At 62.1% G+C, this 25759-nt stretch carries 24 protein-coding genes; 14 read left to right on the forward strand and 10 right to left on the reverse strand.

Annotation, left to right across the window (positions count from 1 at the left end; all coding sequences use genetic code 11):
• The first annotated feature begins 34 nt into the window (after positions 1 to 34).
• Both purL and BM017_RS17680 read left to right on the forward strand, forming a co-directional pair.
• Positions 35 to 3931, forward strand: coding sequence for a phosphoribosylformylglycinamidine synthase (purL, locus tag BM017_RS17675; protein ID WP_092246716.1), 3897 nt, complete (start codon positions 35 to 37; stop codon positions 3929 to 3931).
• Between the two features lie 4 nt (positions 3932 to 3935).
• Entirely contained in the window at positions 3936 to 4247 is a 312-nt protein-coding gene (locus tag BM017_RS17680) for a YqfO family protein (RefSeq protein WP_015885716.1), read from the forward strand.
• 173 nt (positions 4248 to 4420) lie between these two features.
• Here BM017_RS17680 and nagE read toward each other — a convergent pair whose 3' ends face one another.
• The 7 genes from nagE to BM017_RS17715 all read right to left on the reverse strand — a co-directional run bounded on the left by nagE (position 4421) and on the right by BM017_RS17715 (position 12906).
• A complete protein-coding gene (gene nagE / locus BM017_RS17685) occupies positions 4421 to 6127 on the reverse strand; it encodes an N-acetylglucosamine-specific PTS transporter subunit IIBC (RefSeq protein WP_092246720.1) in 1707 nt (568 codons plus the stop codon).
• A 27-nt stretch (positions 6128 to 6154) separates the two neighbouring features.
• Complete coding sequence (gene ptsP / locus BM017_RS17690) at positions 6155 to 8665, reverse strand: phosphoenolpyruvate--protein phosphotransferase (RefSeq protein WP_092246723.1); 2511 nt, start codon at positions 8663 to 8665, stop codon at positions 6155 to 6157.
• 29 nt (positions 8666 to 8694) lie between these two features.
• Positions 8695 to 9717 (reverse strand): SIS domain-containing protein, encoded by a 1023-nt coding sequence (locus BM017_RS17695; protein WP_092246726.1) that lies wholly within the window; start codon positions 9715 to 9717, stop codon positions 8695 to 8697.
• Entirely contained in the window at positions 9698 to 10804 is a 1107-nt protein-coding gene (gene nagA / locus BM017_RS17700) for an N-acetylglucosamine-6-phosphate deacetylase (RefSeq protein ID WP_092246729.1), read from the reverse strand. The genes BM017_RS17695 and nagA overlap by 20 nt, the downstream gene beginning before the upstream one ends.
• Positions 10805 to 10814: 10 nt before the next feature.
• Positions 10815 to 11573 carry a GntR family transcriptional regulator gene (locus tag BM017_RS17705; protein ID WP_071489278.1) on the reverse strand — a complete coding sequence of 253 codons (759 nt, stop codon included), beginning with the start codon at positions 11571 to 11573 and terminating at the stop codon, positions 10815 to 10817.
• A gap of 263 nt (positions 11574 to 11836) precedes the next feature.
• Positions 11837 to 12340 carry a L,D-transpeptidase family protein gene (locus BM017_RS17710; RefSeq protein ID WP_071489279.1) on the reverse strand — a complete coding sequence of 168 codons (504 nt, stop codon included), beginning with the start codon at positions 12338 to 12340 and terminating at the stop codon, positions 11837 to 11839.
• Positions 12341 to 12357: 17 nt separating this feature from the next.
• Entirely contained in the window at positions 12358 to 12906 is a 549-nt protein-coding gene (locus BM017_RS17715) for an NUDIX hydrolase (RefSeq protein ID WP_092246731.1), read from the reverse strand.
• Between the two features lie 149 nt (positions 12907 to 13055).
• Between BM017_RS17715 and BM017_RS17720 the strand changes: the two genes are divergently transcribed.
• The 5 genes from BM017_RS17720 (at position 13056) to purT (ending at position 16313) form a co-directional block, all read left to right on the forward strand.
• Positions 13056 to 13658 (forward strand): CoA pyrophosphatase, encoded by a 603-nt coding sequence (locus BM017_RS17720; protein WP_071489281.1) that lies wholly within the window; start codon positions 13056 to 13058, stop codon positions 13656 to 13658.
• A gap of 37 nt (positions 13659 to 13695) precedes the next feature.
• Positions 13696 to 14220, forward strand: a complete 525-nt coding sequence (locus tag BM017_RS17725) for a gamma carbonic anhydrase family protein (RefSeq protein ID WP_071489282.1) — start codon at positions 13696 to 13698, stop codon at positions 14218 to 14220.
• Complete coding sequence (locus BM017_RS17730) at positions 14217 to 14432, forward strand: DUF1289 domain-containing protein (protein WP_071489283.1); 216 nt, start codon at positions 14217 to 14219, stop codon at positions 14430 to 14432. Before BM017_RS17725 ends, BM017_RS17730 begins: the two co-directional genes overlap by 4 nt.
• A gap of 162 nt (positions 14433 to 14594) precedes the next feature.
• Positions 14595 to 15062: a VUT family protein gene (locus BM017_RS17735; protein ID WP_032890779.1), complete on the forward strand. Its 468-nt coding sequence runs from the start codon at positions 14595 to 14597 to the stop codon at positions 15060 to 15062.
• A gap of 69 nt (positions 15063 to 15131) precedes the next feature.
• Positions 15132 to 16313: a formate-dependent phosphoribosylglycinamide formyltransferase gene (gene purT / locus BM017_RS17740; protein WP_092246734.1), complete on the forward strand. Its 1182-nt coding sequence runs from the start codon at positions 15132 to 15134 to the stop codon at positions 16311 to 16313.
• 104 nt (positions 16314 to 16417) lie between these two features.
• Here purT and BM017_RS17745 read toward each other — a convergent pair whose 3' ends face one another.
• The 3 genes from BM017_RS17745 to BM017_RS17755 all read right to left on the reverse strand — a co-directional run bounded on the left by BM017_RS17745 (position 16418) and on the right by BM017_RS17755 (position 20071).
• Positions 16418 to 17731 carry an MFS transporter gene (locus BM017_RS17745; protein WP_092246737.1) on the reverse strand — a complete coding sequence of 438 codons (1314 nt, stop codon included), beginning with the start codon at positions 17729 to 17731 and terminating at the stop codon, positions 16418 to 16420.
• Between the two features lie 276 nt (positions 17732 to 18007).
• Positions 18008 to 19246, reverse strand: coding sequence for a transporter associated domain-containing protein (locus BM017_RS17750; protein ID WP_071489285.1), 1239 nt, complete (start codon positions 19244 to 19246; stop codon positions 18008 to 18010).
• A 12-nt stretch (positions 19247 to 19258) separates the two neighbouring features.
• Positions 19259 to 20071 carry a cytochrome C assembly family protein gene (locus tag BM017_RS17755; protein WP_071489286.1) on the reverse strand — a complete coding sequence of 271 codons (813 nt, stop codon included), beginning with the start codon at positions 20069 to 20071 and terminating at the stop codon, positions 19259 to 19261.
• Positions 20072 to 20291: 220 nt separating this feature from the next.
• Here BM017_RS17755 and ffh point away from each other — a divergent pair, with 220 nt between their 5' ends.
• The 7 genes from ffh (at position 20292) to BM017_RS17790 (ending at position 25745) form a co-directional block, all read left to right on the forward strand.
• The gene (ffh, locus tag BM017_RS17760) at positions 20292 to 21668 is read left to right on the forward strand and encodes a signal recognition particle protein (RefSeq protein ID WP_003193965.1); all 1377 of its coding nucleotides are present in this window, start codon (positions 20292 to 20294) and stop codon (positions 21666 to 21668) included.
• A 251-nt stretch (positions 21669 to 21919) separates the two neighbouring features.
• Positions 21920 to 22171, forward strand: coding sequence for a 30S ribosomal protein S16 (rpsP, locus tag BM017_RS17765; protein ID WP_003175899.1), 252 nt, complete (start codon positions 21920 to 21922; stop codon positions 22169 to 22171).
• 5 nt (positions 22172 to 22176) lie between these two features.
• Positions 22177 to 22713, forward strand: a complete 537-nt coding sequence (rimM, locus tag BM017_RS17770) for a ribosome maturation factor RimM (RefSeq protein ID WP_053135622.1) — start codon at positions 22177 to 22179, stop codon at positions 22711 to 22713.
• Positions 22695 to 23468: a tRNA (guanosine(37)-N1)-methyltransferase TrmD gene (trmD, locus tag BM017_RS17775; protein WP_016971933.1), complete on the forward strand. Its 774-nt coding sequence runs from the start codon at positions 22695 to 22697 to the stop codon at positions 23466 to 23468. Before rimM ends, trmD begins: the two co-directional genes overlap by 19 nt.
• 45 nt (positions 23469 to 23513) lie before the next feature.
• Positions 23514 to 23864 (forward strand): 50S ribosomal protein L19, encoded by a 351-nt coding sequence (gene rplS / locus BM017_RS17780; protein ID WP_003175895.1) that lies wholly within the window; start codon positions 23514 to 23516, stop codon positions 23862 to 23864.
• A 113-nt stretch (positions 23865 to 23977) separates the two neighbouring features.
• A complete protein-coding gene (xerD, locus tag BM017_RS17785; protein ID WP_092246741.1) occupies positions 23978 to 24874 on the forward strand; it encodes a site-specific tyrosine recombinase XerD in 897 nt (298 codons plus the stop codon).
• A 139-nt stretch (positions 24875 to 25013) separates the two neighbouring features.
• Positions 25014 to 25745, forward strand: coding sequence for a thioredoxin fold domain-containing protein (locus BM017_RS17790; protein ID WP_010207987.1), 732 nt, complete (start codon positions 25014 to 25016; stop codon positions 25743 to 25745).
• Positions 25746 to 25759: the final 14 nt, after the last annotated feature.

Below are 25759 nucleotides of genomic sequence, written 5' to 3' on the forward strand. Positions count from 1 at the left end.
CAAAGCACACCCCCTTCCCGAGGCTGTCCCGAAGATGTTGATCCTGCGCGGCGCTCCTGCCCTTTCTGCCTTTCGCCACAGCAAACTCCTTGAGCAACTGAGCCAGAAGGTTCCAGCTGTTACAGGCCTGTACGCTGAATTTGCTCACTTCGCCGACGTTACCGGCGTGTTGAACGCCGACGAACAGCAAGTGCTCGCACGCCTTCTGAAGTACGGCCCAAGCGTTCCGGTCCAAGAGCCTGATGGCCGCTTGTTCCTGGTGTTGCCACGGTTCGGCACCATCTCGCCCTGGTCGAGCAAGGCCAGCGATATCGCCCGTAACTGCGGCCTGGAGAAAATCCAGCGTCTGGAGCGTGGTATCGCTTTCTACGTCGCGGGCCAGTTCAGCGATGCCGACGCCGAGCTGATCGCCAGCAGCCTGCACGACCGCATGACCCAGATCATCGTCAGCCAGCTGGAACAGGCTGCCGGCCTGTTCAGCCATGCCGAGCCCAAGCCGCTGACCGCGATTGACGTGCTCGGCGGTGGCCGCGCCGCCCTCGAGAAGGCCAACACCGAGCTGGGCCTGGCCCTGGCCGAAGACGAGATCGACTACCTGGTCAACGCCTTCAACGGCTTGAAGCGCAACCCGCACGACATCGAACTGATGATGTTCGCCCAGGCCAACTCCGAGCACTGCCGTCACAAGATCTTCAACGCCAGCTGGGACATCGACGGCGAAAGCCAGGAAAAAAGCCTGTTCGGCATGATCAAGAACACCTACGTGATGCACAGCGAAGGAGTTCTTTCTGCTTATAAGGACAACGCCTCGGTGATCGTCGGTTCCGTCGCCGGCCGTTTCTTCCCGGACCCTGAGACCCGCCAGTACGGTGCGGTCCAGGAGCCGGTGCACATCCTGATGAAGGTCGAGACCCACAACCACCCGACCGCGATTGCCCCGTTCCCGGGCGCAGCCACCGGTTCCGGCGGCGAAATTCGCGACGAAGGTGCTACCGGTCGCGGCGCCAAGCCCAAGGCGGGCCTCACCGGTTTCACCGTGTCCAACCTGCAGATCCCGGGTTTCGAACAGCCGTGGGAAGTGCCGTACGGCAAGCCTGAGCGCATCGTCACCGCGCTGGACATCATGATCGAAGGCCCGCTGGGCGGCGCTGCGTTCAACAACGAATTCGGGCGTCCGGCGCTGACCGGTTACTTCCGGACCTTCGAACAATCCATCACCACCCCGCGTGGCGATGAAGTGCGCGGCTACCACAAGCCGATCATGTTGGCCGGCGGCATGGGCAACATCCGTGAAGAACACGTCAAGAAAGGCGAGATCCTGGTCGGCTCCAAGCTGATCGTGCTCGGCGGCCCGGCAATGCTGATCGGCCTCGGCGGCGGCGCGGCGTCCTCCATGGCCACCGGCACCAGCTCGGCAGACCTGGACTTCGCTTCGGTACAGCGCGAAAACCCGGAGATGGAACGCCGCTGCCAGGAAGTCATCGACCGTTGCTGGCAGTTGGGTGACAAGAACCCGATCAGCTTCATCCACGACGTTGGCGCGGGCGGTTTGTCCAATGCCTTCCCGGAACTGGTCAACGATGGCGACCGGGGTGGCCGCTTCGAACTGCGCAACATTCCAAACGACGAGCCGGGCATGGCCCCGCACGAAATCTGGAGCAACGAATCCCAGGAACGCTACGTACTGGCGGTTGGCACAGAAGACTTCGCGCGCTTCCAGGCCATCTGCGAACGCGAGCGCTGCCCGTTTGCCGTGGTCGGCGAAGCCACTGCCGAACCGCAGCTTACCGTCACCGACAGCCACTTCGGCAACAGCCCGGTGGACATGCCGCTTGAAGTGCTGCTGGGCAAAGCCCCGCGCATGCACCGTTCGGCGGTACGTGAAGCCGAGCTGGGCGATGACTTCGACCCAAGCCAACTTGAACTGGCCGACAGCATCGAACGCGTGCTGCACCACCCGGCCGTGGCGAGCAAGAGCTTCCTGATCACCATCGGCGACCGCACCATCACCGGCCTTGTGGCACGTGACCAGATGGTCGGCCCGTGGCAAGTGCCGGTGGCTGACGTTGCCGTCACCGCCACCAGCTTCGACGTCTACACCGGTGAAGCCATGGCCATGGGCGAACGTACGCCGCTGGCCCTGCTGGATGCGCCGGCGTCAGGCCGCATGGCAATCGGTGAAACCCTCACCAACATCGCGGCGTCGCGCATCGGCAAGCTGTCCGACATCAAGCTGTCGGCCAACTGGATGTCCGCTGCCGGCCACCCGGGTGAAGATGCGCGCCTGTACGACACCGTCAAGGCGGTCGGCATGGAACTGTGCCCTGAGCTGGGCATCACCATTCCGGTGGGCAAGGACTCCATGTCCATGGCCACCCGTTGGAACGAAGACGGCGTCGACAAGACAGTCACCTCGCCGCTGTCGCTGATCGTCACCGGTTTTGCACCGGTTACCGACATCCGCCAGACCCTGACCCCGCAACTGCGCATGGACAAGGGCACCACCGACCTGATCCTGATCGACCTGGGCCGTGGCCAGAACCGCATGGGCGCGTCGATCCTGGCGCAGACCCATGGCAAGCTCGGCAAGCAGGCTCCGGACGTCGATGACGCCGAAGACCTCAAAGCCTTTTTTGCCGTGATCCAGGGCCTCAACGCCGACGGTCACCTGCTGGCTTACCACGACCGTTCCGATGGTGGCTTGCTGACCAGCGTTGTCGAGATGGCCTTCGCCGGTCACTGCGGCCTGAATATCGTGCTCGACAGCGTTGCCGAGGATGCGTCCGAGATCAACGGCATCCTGTTCAACGAAGAGCTGGGCGCAGTGATCCAGGTTCGCCAGGACGCGACCCCGGACGTACTCGCCCAATTCAGCGCCGCTGGCCTGGACGACTGCGTGGCGGTGATCGGCCAGCCGATCAACAACGGCGAGATCAACATCTCGTTCAATGGCGACACGGTGTTCGCCGGCCAGCGCCGCTTGCTGCAACGCCAGTGGGCCGAGACCAGCTACCAGATCCAACGCCTGCGTGACAACGCCGACTGCGCCGAGCAGGAATTCGACGTGATCCTGGAAGAAGAGAATCCGGGCCTGAGCACCAAGCTCAGCTTCGACGTCAACCAGGACATCGCCGCGCCTTACATCAAGAAAGGCATTCGTCCACAAGTTGCCGTACTGCGTGAGCAGGGCGTCAACGGCCAGGTGGAAATGGCGGCGGCGTTCGATCGCGCCGGCTTCAATGCGATCGACGTGCACATGAGCGATATCCTCGCCGGTCGCGTTGACCTCAACGAGTTCAAAGGCCTGGTGGCGTGCGGCGGTTTCTCCTACGGCGATGTGCTGGGTGCCGGTGAAGGCTGGGCCAAGTCGGCCCTGTTCAACAGCCGTGCGCGCGATGCGTTCCAGGGCTTCTTCGAGCGCAACGACAGCTTTACCCTGGGTGTGTGCAACGGTTGCCAGATGATGTCCAACCTCAGCGAACTGATCCCGGGCAGCGAGTTCTGGCCGCACTTTGTGCGCAACCGTTCCGAGCAGTTCGAAGCCCGTGTTGCCATGGTGCAGGTGCAGGAGTCCAACTCGATCTTCCTGCAAGGCATGGCCGGTTCGCGCATGCCGATCGCCATTGCCCACGGTGAAGGCCATGCCGAGTTCGCCAGTGAAGAAGCCTTGCTTGAAGCTGACCTGTCCGGCACCGTCGCCCTGCGTTTCGTCGACAACCACGGCAAGGTCACCGAGACCTACCCGGCCAACCCGAACGGCTCGCCGCGCGGGATCACCGGCCTTACCAGCCGCGACGGTCGCGTGACCATCATGATGCCGCACCCGGAGCGTGTATTCCGCGCCGTGCAGAACTCGTGGCGTCCGGAAGAGTGGAACGAAGACGGCGCCTGGATGCGCATGTTCCGCAACGCCCGCGTGTGGGTGAACTAAGGCCGTGTACAAGCTCAGCTTCTTCGTGCCCGACAGCCACGTGGAGACGGTGAAAACCGCTGTCTTCGCAGCGGGTGGCGGGCGCATCGGCAACTACGACAGCTGCGCCTGGCAAGTGCTGGGCCAGGGCCAATTCCGCGCGTTGGACGGCAGTCAGCCGTTTATCGGGCAGGTGGGCCAGGTTGAAGTGGTTGAAGAGTGGAAGGTTGAGCTGGTGGTGGCGGATGAGTTGATTGTGGCGGTTGTGGCTGCGTTGAAACTCAGTCACCCCTACGAGACACCGGCGTATGAGGTGTGGCAGTTGGCGGATTTTTGATTCGCACGCTGCAAAAACAAGAAACCCGCTGGGCCAGTTTGGCCAGCGGGTTTTTTGTCGGCTGTCAGGGCCTCATCGCGGGCAAGCCCGGCTCCCACATCTTGAATGTATTCACAGATAAAAATGTGGGAGCCGGGCTTGCCCGCGATGGGGGCTGTTCAGGCCAAGATTTGTTAGGCCCCAGCCCCAATCTGGCGACCGCTGACCAACCGCTCCAAAGCGTCACCCAAGCCCGACGCTTTGTCACCAATCAACAAATGCCAAACACCGCTTTCCAGCTGGCTCACACCCTGGCAACCCAGAGCAGTCAGGTCAGCTTCAGACAACTCCGAGTCATCCCCTAACTCCACTCGCAACCGCGTCATCGCCACCGCTTCCAACTGGCGAACATTACCTCGGCCACCCAAGGCATTCAGCCATTTCTCAGCCTCTTGCACATTCACTGCTACGGGCTTATCCACAGGCGCCGGTTGCACGGGCACACTGGCAACAAACGAAGGCATGGCCAAGCGAATCTCATCGGCAATGCTGTCTGCCATCGGCCCGACCACCACCTGCAAACTGCCGCCGTTACCTGGCCGGACGACCGCCATGGCACCCAGCGCTTTCAACTCCGCATCCACCGCCTTGTTGCGATCCACCATGTCCAACCGTAAGCGCGTGGTGCAGGCGCCGACACTCAGCAAATTCTGTGCACCGCCCAAGGCCTGGATGTAGGCCGTGGCGCGCTGGTTATCTGTCATCACCTCAGCCTGCACCACCTGGATATCCTCACGCCCCGGCGTCTTCAGGTTGAACCGGCGAATGCAGTAGCTGAACACGCTGTAATAGACCAGCGCATACGCCAGGCCTACCGGGAACACCAGCCAGCCATTGGTGGACTTGCCCCAGCCCAGCACCATGTCGATAAACCCACCGGAGAAGGTAAAGCCCAGGTGGATATTCAGCATATTGGTGACCGCCATCGACAGGCCGGTCAGCACCGCATGGATCAGGTACAAAAACGGCGCGAGGAACATGAAGGCGAATTCAATCGGCTCGGTCACCCCGGTCAGAAACGACGTCAGCGCCATCGACAGGAAAATCCCGCCCATCACTTTGCGCCGTTCCGGCAGCGCATTGCGGTACATCGCCAGACACGCCGCTGGCAGCCCGAACAGCATCACCGGGAACATGCCGGTCATGAACTGGCCGCCTTTGGGGTCGCCAGCAAAGTAACGGGTCAGGTCGCCGGTCACCACGGCACCGGTCACCGGGTCGGTAAAGGTGCCGAACACGAACCACGCCATGTTGTTGAGGATATGGTGCAGGCCGGTGACGATCAGCAGGCGGTTGAACACGCCAAACACGAACGCGCCCAGGCTGCCGCTTTCCATCAGCAGCACACCGAAGCTGTTGATGCCGTGCTGGATCGGCGGCCAGATCAGGCCAAAGATCACGCCCAGCGCCACCGCCGAAAACCCCGTGACAATCGGCACGAACCGTCGCCCACCAAAGAACGCGAGGTACTCCGGCAGCTTGATGTCCTTGAAGCGGTTATACAGCCCGCCTGCCATCAGGCCGCTGGCGATACCGGCAAGCATGCCCATGTTGATGGACGTGTCCATCACCTTGAGCGTGGAAACCATCACCAAGTAGCCAATCGCACCCGCCAAACCCGCCGTGCCGTTGTTGTCGCGGGCGAAACCCACGGCGATGCCGATGGCGAAGATCAGCGCCAGGTTGGCGAAGATCGCCTGCCCGGCGTCGTGCATCACCGCGATGTTCAAAAGATCGGTGTCGCCCAGGCGCAGCAACAGGCCGGCGATCGGCAGGATCGCGATCGGTAGCATCAGTGCACGGCCCAGGCGTTGCAGGCCTTCGATGAAATGTTGGTACATGGCGAGTCTCCTTTTTTCTTGTTGTTGTCAGCTCAGCGGCCAGTGGTATTGACAGGCTTGGCGAACGGCCTGGGCGCTGCTCAGGTCGAGCAGGCCCTGGCTCAGTTGCCGGCATTGCGCCGCGTCCAGGTGGCGGACGCGGTCCTTGATTTCTCCGATCTGCGGCGGGCTCACCGACAGCTCGCTGACCCCCAGGCCGACCAGTACCGGCGTGGCCAGCGGGTCGGAGGCGAGGGCGCCGCAGACCCCAACCCAGCGCCCGTGTTGCGCCGCGCCTGCGCAGGTCTGGGCGATCAGCCGCAGCAGCGCCGGGTGCAGCGCATCGACGCGCGCGGCGAGGCCGGCGTGGTCGCGGTCCATGGCCAGGGTGTACTGGGACAGGTCATTGGTGCCGATGGACAGGAAGTCGGCATGTTTGGCCAACTGCTCGGCCATCAGCGCGGCGGCGGGCACTTCGATCATCACGCCCAGTTCGGGACACTGGGTCAGTTCCAGCTCGGCGCACAACTCGTCCAGGCGCTGGCGAATCTGCAACAACTCATCCACTTCGCTGACCATCGGCAGCAGGATGCGGCAGCGTTCCAGCGGGCTGACTTGCAGCAGCGCCCGCAGTTGCTGGTCGAGCAGTTCCGGGCGTACCTGGGCCATGCGGATACCGCGCAGGCCCAGCACCGGGTTGGCCTCGACCGGCAGTGGCAGGTAGTCGAGTTGCTTGTCGCCACCTACGTCGATGGTGCGGATGATCACCGACTTGTCGCCCATGGCATCCAGCACGGCCTGGTAGGCTTGGCGTTGTTCCTGTTCGTCCGGCGCGGTGCGGCGGTCGACGAAGAGAAACTCGGTGCGCAGCAGGCCGACGCCATCGGCGCCATTTTCAAACGCCACCAAGGCTTCGGCGCTGGAGGCAACATTCGCGGCAACTTCGATGCTCACGCCATCGGCGGTGCGTGCCGGCTGCCGGGCTTGGGCCTGTTGTTGCTGGCGCCGCAGTTTCTGCGTATCGCGAATCTGGTGTACTTCGGCGTGGCGTGCATCGCTGGGCGCCAGTTCCAGGCGGCCGTTGGCGGCGTCGAGGACCACGCGTTGGCCCTGGGGCACATCGAGGACTTCGGCGCCCAGCGCGACCACACAGGGCAAGCCTTTACCACGGGCCAAAATAGCCACATGGGAGGTGGCACCGCCTTCGGCCATGCAGATGCCTGCGGCATTTTGCGCGCTCAGTTGCAGCAGGTCGGACGGGGTGAGTTCGTGGGCGCTGACAATCGCCCCTGCGGGCAATTCGAAGTGCCAGGCTTCACCCAGCAATGCGCGCATTACCCGTTGCTGCAAATCTCGCAGATCATTGGCGCGTTCGGCAAACAGCGGTTTGCCCAGGGCCAGTAACACGGCGCATTGCGCCTGGATCGCGTCGCGCCAGGCATGGGTGGCGGCACTGCCGTGCTCGATGGCGCCGGTGGCGGTGTCCAGCAGGGTCGGGTCTTCCAGCAGGGCGAGGTGGGCGGCGAATATGTCTTCTTCCTCGACGTTCTTGCGTTGGCGCGCATGATCCAGGGTGCTGCGTATTTCGCTGCGCACCTGCTCCAGGGCGGCATCCAGGCGTTGCAGTTGCTCGTCGGCAGCATGCTTGCCGGTGTCTGCCGGCAGTTCGATACCGGTCAGGCGGAACAATGGCCCGCAGACCAGGCCCGGCGCGGCACACACGCCTTGCAACACACCCACTTCGGTATTGACCCGACGGGGCGCGGCTGCCACCGGGGTGTGGTGTTCTTCCTTGACGACGGCTGACAAGGCCGCGATCACTGCCTGCACCGCCGCTTCGGCATCCTTGCCGCGACAGCTCACACGCACCTCATCCCCTTCACCGATACCCAGGCCCAGTAAACCGATCAGGCTGTCACACGAGGCGGTTTTATTGCCAAAGTGCAGCGAGGCCTGGCTGCTGAAACCCTGCGCAGCCTTGCGCACCAACGCCGCCGGGCGGGCATGTAAACCACCGCGATGGGTGATGCGTACGCGGGCGCTGGCTTCACCCGCCGAGTTATCCACAGGCGTCGAAACCGACGCCGCCGAACGCGCCACGATCTGCAACAACGGCTCGCCGACCTTGACCGTTCTAGCCGCCACCGAGCGCAACTCGAAGCGCTCGCCATTGGTCAGGATGATCAGGCTGACCAGGCTCTTGCACTGGCGTGCAATGCGGTCCAGCTCAAACTGCACCAGCGCCTGGCCCTTGCTTACCCGCGCGCCATCCTTCACCAGCAAGGCGAAGCCTTCGCCGTTCAGTTCCACCGTATCGATGCCCACATGCATCAACACCTCGGCACCGTTGTCAGCGCGGATCGTCAGCGCATGCCCGGTGCGGGCGACGTGGATGATCACGCCGTCACAGGGTGCATGCAGGCAGTCATTCAACGGGTCGATGGCAATGCCGTCGCCCATGGCGCCGCTGGCGAACACTTCGTCGGGAACGTTGCCCAAGGCCAGCACCGGTCCGCTGAGGGGGGCGCTGAGGGTCAGGTCATTATTGTTGTTGGACATGGGCACGGTACTCATCAGGAAAACGCGACTCAGTGAGTGCGGGTAACTTTGCTCAGGTGACGCGGCTGGTCCGGGTCCATGCCCCGGGCTTCGGCCAAACCTGCCGCCATCACGTAGAAACTCTGGATCGCCAGGATCGGGTCCAGGGTCGGATGTTCGGCGCGGCTCAGGGTCAGGTCACGCTCGGCGATATCGTCCGGTGCAGCCAGCAATACGCGGGCGCCGCGTTGACGCATGTCGGCGGCCAGGCTCAGCAGGCCGGCTTGCTCGGCGCCACGCGGGGCGAAGACCAGCAGGGGATAGTTGTCGCCAATCAGTGCCATCGGCCCGTGACGCACCTCGGCGCTGCTGAAGGCTTCGGCCTGGATCGCCGAGGTTTCCTTGAGCTTGAGCGCCGCTTCCTGAGCGATGGCAAAACCGGCGCCTCGACCGATTACCATCAGTTGCTGGCAGTCGCGCAGGGCGTCGATGGCGACCGTCCAGTCCTGCCTGGCGGCGGCACGCAGTTCGTCCGGCAAGGCGCGGCAGGCTTGCAGCAAGTCGGCTTCCTGGTTCCAGTGGCCGATCAGCAGCGCGCTGGCACTCAGTGTGGCGATAAAACTTTTGGTGGCGGCGACGCTTTGCTCCGGCCCGGCGCAGAGCGGCACGTGGAATTCGCAGGCGGCTTCCAGCGGTGAGTCTTCAGCGTTGACCAGCGAAATGCTCAGGGCGCCGCGTTTGCGCAGCAGGCGCAAGCTGTTGACCAGGTCCGGGCTTTGCCCCGACTGCGAGAAACCGAACGCCACTTGGCCGCTGACTTTCAACGGGGCTTGCAGCAGGGTCACCACCGACATTGGCAACGACGCCACCGGGATGCCCACGTGCTGCATGGCCAGGTAGGCGAAGTAGCTGGCGGCGTGATCCGAGCTGCCGCGGGCGATGGTCATCGCCACTTGCGGCGGCTGGCGGCGCAGGCGGCCGGCGACTTCTTCCAGCAGTGGGTCCAGGCGTTGCAATTGCGCCGACACGGCGTCGCAGGAGGCCAGGGCCTCTTCAAGCATTTTTGAAGTCAATGGTTTCTCCTTCGACCATTACGTCGGTGAGTGTCAGGGTGCGGTCCAGGCGCACGCAGTCGGCGAAACTGCCGGGTTGCAGGCGACCGCGTTCTTCCAGGCCCAGGTAGTCCGCAGGAAATTGCGACAGGCGTTGTGAGGCTTCGCTGATGGGCAGGCCGATCTTCACCAGGTTGCGCAGCGCCTGGTCCATGGTCAGCGTGCTGCCGGCCAGGGTGCCGTCGGCCAGGCGTACGCCGCCCAGGCATTTGGTCACGGTGTGGCTGCCCAGCTTGTATTCGCCATCGGGCATGCCGGCGGCGGCAGTGGAGTCGGTGACGCAGTACAGGCATGGGATCGAACGCAGCGCCACGCGCATGGCGCCGGGGTGCACATGCAGCAAATCCGGGATCAATTCGGCGTACTTGGCGTGGGCCAGTGCGGCGCCGACGATGCCGGGCTCGCGGTGATGCAGCGGGCTCATGGCGTTGTACAAATGGGTGAAGCTGGTGGCGCCGGCAGCGAGGGCGGCGACGCCTTCTTCATAGCTGCCCAGGGTATGGCCGATCTGCATGCGCACGCCGCGTTCGCTGAGGGCGCGGATCAGGCCGTCATGCCCGGCGATTTCCGGGGCGATGGTGATCACGCGGATCGGCGCCAGGCGCAGATAGGCTTCCACTTCGGCCATCAAGGCGGTGTGGGCAAAGTTGGGTTGGGCGCCGAGTTTTCCCGGATTGATGTAAGGCCCTTCCAGGTGCACACCCAGTACGCGGGCGCTGCCCGTCGGACGCCGTTCGCAGAAGGTGCCGAGCTGGCCGAGTACGCTTGAGATTTCATCCACCGGCGCAGTCATGGTCGTAGCCAGCAGAGAAGTCGTACCGAAACGCACGTGGGTGCGGGTGATGGTCTCGAAGGCATCGCTGCCTTCCATGATGTCCTTGCCACCGCCGCCGTGGACGTGCAGGTCGATAAAACCCGGCAGCAGGTAGGGCAGGTCGTTGTCAGTCGGGTCGCAAGGGGTGCCTTCGATGGCGATCACCTTGCCGTGCTGATGCACCAGGCGGCCGCGAATCCAGCCGCTGGGCGTGAGGATGTTGTCTTCGGACATGGGCAGTTCTCTAGAGTCGCAGTTCAGCGGAGTAGTCATGGCGGCGCAGCTCTGCGACGAAGTCGTAGTAGTCGTTGCGGCAGTAGGTGTCGGTGATTTCGATCGGTGTGTTGTCGGCGGTGTAGCCGACCCGGGTCATCAGCAGCATCGCGGTGCCGGGGGCGATGCCCACCAGCGCGGCGAACTCGTCGGAAGCGTTGATCGCCTGCACATGCTGCAGGGCGCGCACGATGGGTTTGCCGATGCTTTCGAGGTATTCGTACAGCGAATTGCCAATGCCTTGCGGGTGCGGCAGTACCGAGGCGGGCAGGGTGCTCATTTCAATCGCCATCACCGTGTCATCCGCCTTACGCAAGCGTTTGAGGCGTGCCACTTTATCGGCGGGCGAAAGGCCCAGGCGGATCATCTCTTCGTGGGTCGGCTGGGTCAGTTCTCGTTCCAGCCATTGGGAGCTGGGCACGAAACCCTTGAGCCGCAGCATCTCGCTGAACCCCGAAAGGCGCGACAGCGGCTGTTCCAAGCGTGGCGATATATAGGTGCCGGAGCCTTGATTACGGCGGATCAGCCCTTGGGCAAACAACACTTCCAGCGCCTTGCGAGCGGTGACTCGCGAGATGCTCAATTGCTCGCTGAGGACGCGCTCCGAGGGCAGGGCCTGTTCGGAGGTCCACTGGCCGGCATGGATCGCTGCTTCCAGTTTGCGCGCCAATTGCAGGTACAGCGGCGTGGATTGTTTATCGTCGGGGCGCAGGGCCAGGATGGGGTTCATCTGTCAGGTTTCCGATGCGGTTATTGGAGTGTTGTCGCCCGGTATTGGCCGGAAATTAATACCACTTAAATACCATGTCAATGCAGCTAAAACGGTGCAAGCAGCGGTTTAAAGGCTCCACAATGAGGCCTGGTATGAAGTGGTATTAGAGAGGTCTTTATCGCGCACAGAACGGCGCAGCCCGCAGGGGTGAACTGGTATTCACCGGCGGGCACAGAGGGGGGGCGGGATTTTTTTCGAATTATTTTACGAACGGTACGAGATTACGGACGAATCTCGATCAGGGTGCCGTCCTTGACCAGGTTCCACACTTCGCGCATGTCCACGTTGCGCATGCCGATGCAGCCGTCGGTCCAGTCCAGGGTATGGAACCACTGCTCCGGGTACTCTTCGCTGTCGGGCGTGCCGTGGATCATGATCATGCTGCCGGGCTTCACGCCTTCGCGGCGGGCGCGGGCGGCGTCGCTGATATTGGGGTAGGAGATGTGCATGGCCAGGTTGAAGCGGTCGCTGGTCTTGCGCCAGTCGATCCAGTACAGGCCCTCTGGCGTGCGGCGGTCACCCTCGATCAGCTTGTGGCCCTTGGGGTTCTTGCCCAGGGAAATGCGGTAGGTCTTGAGCGGCTTGCCGTCGTTGATCAACTGCAACTGATGGGCGGACTTGAGCACCAGGACCTTTTCGACGGTCTTGCCGCCCAGGGTTTCCACGGTCGAGGCGGATGACAGGGTCGCGAACGACAGGCAGATAAGGGCAAGCAGCCAACGCATTAAAACGGTATCCCTAGTCATGGAGCGGGCAACACCCGCGGCTCTACAGCCTCGCTGCGCACCGGGAAGGCCTGCTGCCGACGGTCAGCAAAAAAGTATTCGAGGGTACGCCCGACCGTGCGGAACGCCAGCTCGGACCAAGGGATGTCGGCTTCGTCGAACAACTGCACTTCCAGGCTTTCGGGGCCGGCGGCGAAGTCCAGGTCAAGCAGGTCGGCGCGGTAGAAAATATGCACCTGATTGATATGCGGCACGTCGATCAGGGTGTAGATGCTCAGGTTGTGCACGCGGGCGCAGGCTTCTTCCAGGGTTTCGCGCATGGCGGCCTGTTCCACGGTCTCGCCGTTTTCCATGAAGCCGGCGGGCAGCGTCCAGTAGCCCAGGCGCGGCTCGATGGCGCGGCGGCACAGCAGCACTTTATCGCCCCATACCGGCACGGTGCCGGCGACGATATTGGGGTTCTGGTAGTGGATGGTCGAGCAGTGATCACACACAAAGCGCAGGCGGCCGTCGCCTTCGGGGATGCGTTGGGTAACCGGTTTACCGCACTGGCTGCAGAAATTCATGCTGGGGTTCCTGGAAAGTGCGTCTATCTTGGCGTGACGGGCAGGGCGCTGCAACAAGTTGTCGTTTAGCGACACCGGGCGGGTTTTGGGGTTGGGCACCCGCGAGCTTTGGTGCATGATGCAAGGTAGCCAACAGACCGAGATGACTCATGCTGGACGAGCTACTTCGCCGGGTAAGCAACCACACCCCCCACACGCTTGAAACCGACGGGCGTTTCCCCGAGGCTGCGGTGCTGGTGCCGATTACCCGCAGTGACGAACCTGAGCTGATCCTGACCCTGCGCGCCAGTGGCCTGTCGACCCATGGTGGCGAAGTGGCCTTTCCGGGCGGGCGGCGCGACCCCGAAGACCCGGACCTGATCTTCACCGCGCTGCGCGAGGCCGAAGAAGAAATCGGCCTGCCGCCCGGGCTGGTCGAAGTGATCGGCCCGCTGAGCCCCTTGATCTCCCTGCATGGCATTCGGGTCACGCCGTATGTCGGCGTGATCCCCGATTACGTCGAGTACTTGGCCAACGATGCCGAGATTGCCGCGGTTTTCAGCGTGCCCTTGGACTTCTTCCGACAAGACCCACGCGAACATACCCACCGGATCGATTACCAGGGCCGCAGTTGGTACGTGCCCAGCTATCGGTTTGGCGAATACAAGATCTGGGGGCTGACGGCCATCATGATCGTCGAGCTGATCAATCTGCTCTATGACGATGCCAAGATCAGCCTGCACCAGCCACCCAAGAGCTTCATCAATACTTGAGCCATCGCTTTGAATGGCAACGCCGTGAGGAAAAACCATGAAATACCGCCTGGGCGACGCCCGCGTCGAGACTCATCCACAGAGCTGGGTGGCACCCAATGCCACGCTGGTGGGCAAGGTCAAGCTGGAGGAGGGCGCCAACGTGTGGTTCAACGCGGTGTTGCGCGGTGACAACGAACTGATCCTGATCGGCAAGAACAGCAACGTGCAGGATGGCAGCGTGATGCACACCGACATGGGCTACCCGTTGACCCTGGGCACCGGCGTGACCATTGGGCATAACGCCATGTTGCACGGCTGCACGGTGGACGATTACAGCCTGATCGGCATCAATGCGGTGATCCTCAACGGCGCCAAGATCGGCAAGCACTGCATCATCGGCGCCAATTCGCTGATCGGCGAAGGCAAGGAAATCCCCGATGGTTCGCTGGTGATGGGCTCGCCGGGCAAGGTGGTGCGTGAACTGACCGACGCGCAGAAACGCATGCTCGAAGCCAGCGCCGCGCACTATGTGCACAACGCACAGCGTTATGCGCGGGATCTGGTCGAGCAGGAAGAATGAATCCGATTGAACGCCCCGTTGCGTCGCCGTGCGTGAGCATTTGCGCGCTGGACGATGACGATATTTGCACCGGCTGCCAGCGTACGGTGGATGAGATAACGCGTTGGAGCCGCATGGATAACGCCGAGCGCCGGGTGGTGCTGGGGTTGTGTCATGAGCGGGCGGTGGCGAGTGGATTGGTGTTTATGGCCTCTAATAAATCCGGCGCCTGAACCAACGCTATCGGGGGCAAGCCCCCTCCCACAGTTGGCCGCGTTCAGTCTGTAGGAATGCAGTCAAAATGTGGGAGGGGGCTTGCCCCCGATAGGGCCATCCCAGACGACATATTTCAAAATGTGAAGTACCCTGTGCCCCTTGTTCACAGGTCCATCCCCATGCTCTTCCTGATCGCCTACATCAGCAGCGTCGTGCTGATCAACTTCGCCTTCTCCACCGCCCCGCACCTGGATGTCATCTGGTCCGCCTGGGGTGGCCTGGTCTTTATCCTGCGCGACATGGTGCAAACCCGCTTCGGCCATGGCGCAATCATCGCCATGCTGGCCGCGCTGGTGCTGTCGTATGTCACGTCCGACCCGGCCATCGCCCTGGCCAGCGCCACCGCGTTCGCGGTGTCCGAGTGCATCGACTGGCTGGTGTTCAGCATCACCAAGCGTCCGCTGCACGACCGCCTGTGGATCAGTTCGGCGCTGAGCATTCCCCTCGACACCTTTATCTTCTTCGGCCTGATCGGCGCGCTCACGCCGGCGGTAGTGGGTACTGCACTGGCGTCGAAGTTCGCCGGGGTCACGGTGGTGTGGCTGATCATGGCCTGGCGCATCCGCAAGCGGGCTGTCGCCAACTGAGGCCAATTCCTGCAGTTCATGTAAAATGCCGGCCTTTCTCCCAATGATCCGCTCCCCTGAGGACCTGAGATGACCCGAATCGGAACTCCATTGTCGCCAACCGCGACCCGCGTTTTGCTGTGTGGCTGCGGTGAGCTGGGCAAGGAAGTGGTAATCGAGCTGCAACGCCTGGGCGTTGAAGTGATTGCCGTGGATCGCTACGCCAACGCGCCGGCCATGCAGGTTGCGCACCGTAGCCACGTGATCAACATGCTCGACGGCGCCGCCCTGCGAGCGGTGATCGAGGCGGAAAAGCCGCACTTCATCGTGCCGGAAATCGAAGCCATCGCGACCGCCACCCTGGTGGAACTGGAAGCCGAAGGCTTCACCGTGATCCCGACCGCACGCGCCACCTCGCTGACCATGAACCGCGAAGGCATCCGCCGCCTGGCCGCCGAAGAGTTGGACCTGCCAACCTCGCCGTACCACTTCGCCGATACCTTCGAAGACTACAGCAAGGCCGTGCAGGACCTGGGCTTCCCGTGCGTGGTCAAGCCGGTGATGAGTTCGTCGGGCAAGGGCCAGAGCCTGCTGCGCAGCGTCGAGGACGTGCAGAAAGCCTGGGACTACGCCCAGGAAGGCGGCCGTGCAGGTAAAGGCCGTGTGATCATCGAAGGCTTTATCGACTTCGATTACGAAATCACCCTGCTGACCGTGCGTCACATCGGCGGCACCACCTTCTGCGCGCCCGTCGGCCATCGTCAGGAGAAGGGCGACTACCAGGAATCCTGGCAGCCACAGGCCATGAGTCCGATTGCCCTGGCGGAATCCGAGCGCGTTGCCAAGGCGGTGACCGAGGCCCTGGGTGGCCGTGGCCTGTTTGGCGTGGAGTTGTTCATCAAGGGGGATCAGGTGTGGTTCAGCGAAGTGTCGCCGCGCCCGCATGACACCGGTTTGGTGACCCTGATTTCCCAGGACCTGTCGCAGTTTGCGCTGCACGCGCGCGCCATCCTGGGCCTGCCGATCCCGTTGATCCGTCAGTTCGGGCCTTCGGCCTCGGCGGTGATCCTGGTGGAAGGGCAGTCGACCCAGACGGCGTTCGCCAACCTGGGCGCCGCGTTGAGCGAACCTGATACCGCGCTGCGCCTGTTCGGCAAGCCCGAAGTGAATGGCCAGCGCCGCATGGGCGTGGCGTTGGCGCGGGATGAGTCGATTGAAGCGGCCCGTACCAAGGCGACCCGGGCTTCCCTGGCAGTGGTGGTAGAGCTCTAAAAGCATCGGGGGCAAGCCCCCCTCCCACACTTGATCCAGTTCACAGAGTTAGATTTGTGAATACATTCAAATGTGGGAGGGGGCTTGCCCCCGATAGCGGTCTATCAGCCCACGCGATTCAAATCATTATCCCGCGTCTCTTTCAGGCACAGCACCGCAATCAGGCTGAGCAACGCCGCCGCCGACACATACCCACCGACATAACTCAGCCCACCCATCGCCACCAGCTTGGTCGCGAAGAACGGCGCGGCGGATGCCCCGACAATCCCACCCAGGTTATACGCCGCCGAAGCGCCGGTATAACGCACGCGGGTCGGGAACAGTTCCGGCAGCAGCGCGCCCATCGGGGCGAACGTCACGCCCATCAGGAACAGCTCCAGCGCCAGGAACAGCGCCACCGCCCAGGTCGAACCGTGGGTCAGCAATGGCTCCATGGTAAAGCCCGACAGAATCGCCAGGACTGCACCAGCGATCAGCACCGGCTTACGCCCATAACGATCACTGGCCAGCGCCGCCAGCGGCGTTGCCAAGCCCATGAACAGTACCGCGAAGCACAGCAGGCCGAGGAAGGTTTCACGGCTGTAGCCCAAGGTCGACACGCCATAGCTCAGGGAAAACGCCGTGGTGATATAGAACAGCGCGTAGCACACCACCATCGACGCAGCGCCCAGCAACACCGGCAGCCAGTGCTGGCTGAGCAGCTCCACCAACGGCACTTTGACCGGCGCGTGCTGGGCGACGGCGTTGGCGAACACCGGCGTTTCGTGCAGCTTCAGCCGCGCGTACAGGCCTACCATCACCAGCGCCGCGCTGAGGATGAACGGGATGCGCCAGCCCCAACTGCGGAATTGCTCATCGCTGAGACTCATGGCCAGGATCAGGAACAAGCCGTTGGCTGCCAGGAATCCGATCGAAGGGCCGAGTTGCGGGAACATGCCGAACCAGGCGCGTTTGCCCTTGGGCGCATTCTCGGTCGCCAACAGCGCCGCGCCGCCCCATTCGCCGCCCAGGCCCAGGCCCTGGCCGAAACGCAGTACGCACAACAGGATCGGCGCCCAGGCGCCGATGCTGTCATAACCGGGCAGCAAGCCGATCAGCGTGGTGCACACGCCCATCAGCAGCAGCGAGGCCACCAGGGTCGATTTGCGACCGATACGGTCGCCAAAGTGGCCGAACAGCGCCGACCCCAGTGGGCGGGCGATGAAGGCGATACCGAAGGTCAGGAATGACGCCAGCATCTGCGCGGTGCCGGAGGTCTGCGGGAAGAACACCGGGCCGATCACCAGCGCAGCAGCCGTGGCGTAGATATAGAAGTCGTAGAACTCGATGGCGGTGCCGACGATGCTCGCCGTGGCGACCCGTGCAGTCGAGTTGGTCGGGGCGGCAGCAGGTGCGGCCTCGTTGTAGGTGGTGCTCATGGCGATATCCCTGACGGTCAGTGCGCGTTTGGACGCGGATTATTATTGGTCGAACACCCATGGATCAGGGTTGTGCGCGGGGCGGCTCGGGATGGGAGCGAACACCGGTCAGACACTGTAAAGCGGTGCCTGGACGCGTTCAGTGCGGGTAGCACGCGGTCGGGCGGGGCTCTGGTAAGCCGCCCCGATTATAGGAAGGGGTTTGAACACACAACAAGTCAAAATGTGGGAAGGGCAAGCCCCTCCCACATTATGTGGTTGTGTTTTGTCTGGGAACTAAGCGGCGACCGGCATCCGGCTGGTATGCCAGATCAGCACCTTGCTCACCCGGTTGTCCTCGGTCTCGAGGATTTCCAGGCGGTAGCGGCCTATTTTCAGGCACACCGCGCAATCCGGAATGGTCTCCAGCGCCTCGGTGACCAGGCCGTTGAGCGTCTTGGGGCCGTCGCTGGGCAGGTGCCAGTTCAGGCTCTTGTTCAATTCGCGGATCGAGGCGGCGCCGTCGATGATGTAGCGGCCATCCGGTTGCGCTTCGATATGCGGGTTGTCCGCACTCTGTTCGCTTTCGAATTCACCGACGATTTCTTCGAGGATATCTTCCAGGGTCACGATGCCGAGTACTTCGCCGTATTCATCCACCACCATGCCCAGGCGACGCTGCTGTTTGTGGAAATTCAGCAGTTGCAGTTGCAGCGGAGTGCTTTCCGGGACGAAGTAGGGCTCGTGGCAGGCCGCGAGCAACGCCTCTTTGGTCAGGCTCGCGTCGGGCAACAGGTGCTGGATCTGCCGCGTGTTGAGCACGGCTTCGACCTGGTTGATATCACTGTGGAACACCGGCAGGCGCGTGCGCTGGGAGGTGCGCAGCTGCTCGATGATCTCCTCGATCGAGTCATCCAGGTTGATGCCGTCCACTTCGCTGCGGGGCACCAGGATGTCGTTGACGGTGATGTTGTCCAGAGCGTGGATGCCCGGCATGCCGGGGGTACGGCCTTCGGCGATCTCGGGTTCGGGTTCGTCATCATGGTCAGGCAGCGGTTCGTCGCTCTTCTTCACCACGCCGGTCTTGCGCGCGAACGGGCGCAGCAGCAACAGACTGATACCATTGAGCAGCCAGGCCAGGGGGTAGACGATTTTCAGTGGCACGCCCAGCAGCGTATTGCCGAAGCCCAGTACCGCTTGCGGATAGCGGGTGGCCAGGGCGCGGGGCAGGTAGTCGGCCAGGATCAACAGGATCGCGCAGGAGATCAGCCAGCCGAGCCACGGCCCGTTCTGCGCCCAGGCGTATATGGCCAGCAGCGTGCACAGGATGACCACGGCGGCGCGACACAGGCTGTTGCACAGGATCAGGCTGTTACGCGGAAAGCTCAGGCGGGTGGCCGCCTTGTCGCCCTGGCGTGTACCGGGGCGCAGGGCCAGCAAGTGTTGCTGGGCGGCTTCGATGGCAGTAAACAGCGCGGCCCATAACACCAGCAGGGCGATTACCGCGAGCATCGGCTCCAGGGGCAAGTTGTCCATGATCGCCGCCCGTCAGATATGCAGGATGTATTCGCGAACCAGCTTGCTGCCGAAATAGGCCAGCATCAGCAGGCAGAAACCGGCCAGGGTCCAGCGGATCGCCTTGTGCCCGCGCCAGCCGAGGCGGTTGCGGCCCCACAGCAGGACGCTGAACACGATCCAGGCCAGGCAGGCCAGCAGGGTCTTGTGCACCAGGTGCTGGGCGAACAGGTTTTCGAAGAACAGCCAGCCGGAGATCAGCGACAGCGAGAGCAAGGTCCAGCCGGCCCACAGGAAGCCGAACAGCAGGCTTTCCATGGTTTGCAGCGGCGGGAAGTTCTTGATCAGCCCGGACGGGTGCTTGTGCTTGAGCTGGTGGTCCTGCAGCAGCAGGAGCAAGGCCTGGAACACTGCGATGGTGAACATGCCATAGGCCAGGATCGACAGCAGGATGTGGGCGAGGATGCCTGGCTCTTCATCGATCACCGGCACCGTACCGGTAGGCGCGAATTGCGCCAGCAGCACCGTCAGCATGCCCAGCGGGAAGAGCAGTACCAGCAGGTTCTCGACCGGGATCCGGTAGCAGGCCATCAGTGTCAGCGCGATAACGGCTGCGGCGATCAGGCTGGCGGCGCTGAAAAAGTCCAGGGCCAGGCCGACCGGCGTCATCAAGTGCGTGAACAGGCTCGCGGCATGGGCGAGCAAGGCGAGGACGCCAAGGCCTACCAACAGGCGTTTGTCCGCCTTGGTGCCCTGGGCCAGACGAGTGCCCTGATAGACGGTCGCAGCGGCGTACAAGATGGCGGCGGCGAGGCTGGGTAGCAAACTGGGTGACAAAGGGAGCATAAATCCTGTTAGGCAAGCCCGAAAGGCGCTGAGTTTGGCATACCCCCGCGCAACACGAAAGACTCCCGGGCCAGACAGCGGGTGTGCATGGACGCAGTCTTCGCTATAATCCGCGACCTGCCCACGCCGCAGGCTCGCCGAGCGCTGTTTTTAATAGCGATTTACCACAGCCTGGGCCGCCATTACCTCGGTCTATGAATAGGGCCTGAAAGGATCGCGCATGTTTGAAAATCTGACTGACCGTCTCTCGCAGACGCTGCGCCACGTTACCGGCAAGGCCAAGCTGACCGAGGACAATATTAAAGATACCCTGCGTGAAGTGCGCATGGCGTTGCTGGAAGCCGACGTGGCCTTGCCGGTGGTGAAGGACTTCGTCAACTCGGTCAAAGAGCGCGCGGTGGGCACCGAAGTGTCCCGCAGCCTGACCCCGGGCCAGGCGTTTGTGAAGATCGTCCAGGCCGAACTCGAAAGCCTGATGGGCGCGGCCAACGAAGACCTGAACCTCAGCGCCGTGCCGCCGGCCGTCGTCCTGATGGCGGGTCTGCAAGGTGCGGGCAAGACCACCACCGCCGGCAAGCTGGCGCGCTTCCTTAAAGAGCGCAAGAAGAAGTCTGTGATGGTGGTGTCGGCCGACGTGTACCGTCCGGCGGCCATCAAGCAGCTGGAAATGCTCGCAGGCGAAGTGGGTGTGACCTTCTTCCCGTCCGACCTGAGCCAGAAGCCGGTCGACATCGCCAACGCCGCCATTAAAGAAGCCAAGCTCAAGTTCATCGACGTGGTCATCGTCGATACCGCCGGTCGCCTGCACATCGATGAAGAGATGATGGGCGAGATCAAGGCGCTGCATGCCGCGATCAACCCGGTCGAGACCCTGTTCGTGGTCGACGCCATGACCGGCCAGGACGCGGCGAACACCGCCAAGGCCTTCGGCGACGCACTGCCGCTGACCGGCGTGATCCTCACCAAGGTCGACGGCGACGCCCGTGGCGGTGCCGCGCTGTCGGTGCGTGCCATCACCGGTAAGCCGATCAAGTTCATCGGTATGGGCGAGAAGAGCGAAGCGCTCGAGCCGTTCCACCCGGAGCGTATTGCCTCGCGCATCCTCGGCATGGGAGATGTGCTCAGCCTGATCGAACAGGCCGAAGCCACCCTCGACAAGGACAAGGCCGACAAGCTGGCCAAGAAGCTGAAGAAGGGCAAGGGCTTCGACCTCGAAGACTTCCGCGACCAGCTGCAACAGATGAAGAACATGGGCGGCCTCGGCGGCCTGATGGACAAGCTGCCGAACATCGGCGGTGTGAACCTGGCGCAGATGGGCAATGCCCAGGGCGCGGCAGAGAAGCAGTTCAAGCAGATGGAAGCCATCATCAACTCCATGACCCCGGCCGAGCGCCGCGACCCTGAACTGATCAGCGGTTCGCGCAAGCGTCGGATCGCCATGGGTTCCGGCACCCAGGTGCAGGACATCGGTCGCTTGATCAAGCAGCACAAGCAGATGCAGAAGATGATGAAGAAATTCTCCGCCAAGGGCGGTATGGCCAAGATGATGCGCGGCATGGGCGGTATGTTGCCCGGCGGTGGCATGCCCAAGATGTAAAGAATTCGAGCGGGAGCCCAGCTCCTGCTCCGACCCACAGGGATGTGGGATCTCCAGCAAACCCGCCGTTGGCGGGCGCTGACTCGCCGTTTTAACCGACGGCTCTATAGCAAATCTGGATGGCACGCTGATAGGCGCCGGAAAAAGACATTTGCAAAAGTCCGGATATTCCTTAGAATATGCGGCCTTTCGGGCACCTATGCCCGCTGTGCATTTAGATTTGCAGCACCGACTACAGGAACGATGTTCACATGCTAACAATCCGTCTTGCCCTTGGCGGCTCCAAAAAGCGCCCGTTTTACCACTTGACCGTAACCGACAGCCGCAACCCGCGCGACGGTTCGCACAAGGAACAGGTTGGTTTCTTCAACCCTGTTGCTCGTGGTCAAGAAGTTCGTCTGTCCGTGAACCAAGAGCGCGTAGCCTACTGGCTGAGCGTGGGTGCACAGCCATCCGAGCGCGTTGCAAAACTGTTGAAGGACTCGGCTAAGGCCGCAGCCTGAGCAATATGAACGCGACGCCAGCTGTTGCTGATGATTTGATCGTTATCGGCAAGATTTACTCGGTTCATGGCGTTCGCGGCGAAGTGAAGGTGTATTCCTTTACTGATCCGACTGAAAACCTGTTGCAGTACAAAACCTGGACGCTCAAGCGCGAGGGTAGTGTGAAACAGGTCGAGCTGGTCAGTGGACGCGGGAGCGACAAGTTCCTGGTCGCAAAGCTCAAGGGTCTTGATGATCGTGAAGAAGCTCGTCTTCTGGCCGGTTATGAGATCTGCGTGCCGCGCAACCTGTTCCCTGAATTGACCGACGGCGAGTACTACTGGTACCAGCTGGAAGGTCTGAAGGTTATTGATCAACTCGGGCAACTGTTCGGGAAAATCGATCATCTTCTGGAAACCGGCGCCAATGATGTAATGGTGGTCAAGCCTTGCGCTGGCAGCCTGGATGATCGCGAACGCCTGTTGCCGTATACCGAGCAATGTGTGTTGGCCGTCGACCTGGCAGCGGGCGAGATGAAGGTGGAATGGGACGCGGACTTCTAAGCGTGGCTAATTTGCGCATTGAAGTGATCAGTTTGTTTCCCGAGATGTTTTCCGCCATCAGCGAGTACGGCATCACCAGTCGGGCGGTGAAACAGGGGCTGTTGCAGCTCACCTGTTGGAACCCGCGAGACTACACGACGGATCGACATCACACTGTGGACGATCGCCCATTTGGCGGTGGCCCGGGCATGGTGATGAAGATCAAGCCCCTGGAAGACGCATTGGTTCAGGCCAAGGCCGCCGCCGGGGAGAAGGCGAAGGTGATTTACCTGTCCCCTCAAGGCCGTCAGCTGAAACAGGCTGGGGTCCGCGAACTGGCGAATGAGGAAGCACTGATCCTGATTGCCGGTCGCTATGAAGGCATTGACGAGCGTTTTATTGAAGCTCATGTCGATGAAGAGTGGTCGATTGGGGACTATGTCCTGTCCGGTGGCGAGCTGCCGGCGATGGTCCTGATAGATGCGGTTACACGACTGCTGCCTGGAGCTTTAGGGCATGTGGACTCTGCGGAGGAAGATTCCTTCACGGATGGTTTGCTGGATTGCCCGCACTACACCCGACCGGAGGTGTATGCGGATCAGCGTGTTCCCGACGTATTGCTAAGTGGCAATCACGCACACATCCGGCGTTGGCGTTTACAGCAGTCCCTTGGTCGGACCTATGAACGACGCGCCGATCTTCTGGAAAGCCGCTCGCTTTCTGGAGAAGAGAAGAAGCTGCTCGAGGAATACATCCTCGCGCGGGACGATAGTTAACAACGTATCGATGGTAGGTCCATTGACTTACCTTAGGAGCACAGCATGACTAACAAAATCATCCTTGCACTCGAAGCAGAGCAGATGACCAAAGAGATCCCTACCTTTGCCCCGGGCGACACCATTGTCGTTCAGGTGAAAGTGAAGGAAGGCGACCGTTCGCGTCTGCAAGCGTTCGAAGGCGTGGTAATCGCCAAGCGTAACCGTGGTGTGAACAGTGCTTTCACTGTTCGTAAAATCTCCAACGGTGTTGGCGTAGAGCGTACTTTCCAGACCTACAGCCCGCAAATCGACAGCATGGCCGTCAAGCGTCGCGGTGACGTACGTAAAGCCAAGCTGTACTACCTGCGTGACCTGTCCGGTAAAGCAGCTCGCATCAAGGAAAAACTGGCTTAAGTCCAGCTTTCCGATGCAGAAAAAAGCAGCCTACGGGCTGCTTTTTTGTGCCTGCGATTTGAGGTCCGAGATAGGATGCCAGCAGCCTCTCCCACTTTTCTGTTCGAGCCCCTATGCCTGCCATTGACCACCCCCTGATCGACCGTTTCCTCGACGCCCTGTGGCTGGAAAAAGGCCTGTCGGACAACACCCGTCAGGCCTACCGCAGCGACCTGGCGCTGTTCAATGGCTGGTTGCAGGAGAAAAACCTCGAACTGATCAACGCCGGCCGCGAGCTGATCCTCGACCACTTGGCCTGGCGTCTGGAGCAGAACTACAAGCCACGTTCCACCGCGCGATTCCTCTCTGGTGTGCGTGGTTTTTATCGCTATCTGCTGCGGGAAAAGCTGATCGCCATCGACCCCACCCTGCAAGTCGATATGCCACAACTTGGCAGGCCATTGCCCAAATCCCTGTCGGAAGCCGACGTGGAGGCGTTGCTCGCCGCCCCCGACCTCAGCGAAGCCATCGGTCAGCGTGACCGCGCCATGCTCGAAGTGCTCTACGCCTGTGGCCTGCGGGTGACCGAGCTGATCAGCCTGACGCTGGAGCAGGTCAACCTGCGCCAGGGCGTGTTGCGGGTAATGGGCAAGGGCAGCAAGGAACGGCTGGTGCCGATGGGCGAGGAGGCGATTGTGTGGGTCGAGCGCTACATGCGCGATGCTCGAGGCGAACTGCTCGGTGGGCGCCCAAGCGATGTGCTGTTCCCCAGCCTGCGTGGCGAACAGATGACTCGCCAGACCTTCTGGCACCGCATCAAGCACCAGGCCAAGGTCGCCGGGATCGGCAAGGCGCTGTCGCCGCACACACTGCGCCATGCATTCGCCACGCATTTGCTCAACCACGGTGCGGATTTGCGTGTGGTGCAGATGCTGCTCGGCCACAGCGACTTATCCACCACCCAGATCTACACCCACGTGGCGCGCGCGCGTTTGCAGGATATGCACGCCAAGCACCACCCGCGAGGCTGAAAACGTCCAATTTATCCGGCTGCGGGCTGCCCTGCGGCCCAACTGTGGTAGGCTTTGCCGGTTAGCAAAGGGGACGACCCAGACCTGTGTTTCCAGGCAGTGTCACTGCGCGTCCCTGCATCTGCCTTCAGGAGTTCCCATGCGCTTGACCCAGATTATTGCCGCCGCAGCCATTGCGTTGGTTTCCACCTTTGCCTTCGCCGATGACGCTGCCGAGCAGACCATCCGCAAGAGCCTGGCCAACCTGCAACTCGACACCCCGATCGAGAGCATCAGCGCCAGCCCGATGGCCGGCCTGTACGAAGTCAAGCTCAAGGGCAGCCGCGTGCTGTATGCCAGTGCCGATGGCCAGTACATCGTCCAGGGCTACCTGTTCCAGTTGAAGGACGGCAAGCCGGTCAACCTGACTGAAAAAGCCGAACGCCTGGGTGTTTCCAAGCTGATCAATGGCATTCCAGTGGCCGAGACCGTGGTGTACCCGGCTATCGGTGAGACCAAGACCCACATCACCGTGTTCACCGACACCACCTGCCCGTATTGCCACAAGCTGCACGCCGAAGTGCCTGCGCTGAACAAGCTGGGCGTGGAAGTACGCTACGTAGCGTTCCCGCGCCAGGGCCTGGGTTCGCCGGGTGACGAACAGTTGCAAGCCGTATGGTGTTCGGCCGACAAAAAAGCGGCCATGGACAAGATGGTCGACGGCAAGGAAATCAAGGCTGCCAAATGCGCCAACCCGGTCTCCAAGCAGTTCGCCCTGGGCCAGTCCATCGGCGTCAACGGCACACCGGCCATCGTTTTGGCTGACGGCCAAGTGATTCCGGGCTACCAGCCGGCACCACAAGTTGCGAAACTGGCGCTGAGTGCCAAATAAACCAGCATCGTCGA

This window comes from Pseudomonas sp. NFPP04, from assembly GCF_900113815.1.
Classification (GTDB): domain Bacteria; phylum Pseudomonadota; class Gammaproteobacteria; order Pseudomonadales; family Pseudomonadaceae; genus Aquipseudomonas; species Aquipseudomonas extremorientalis.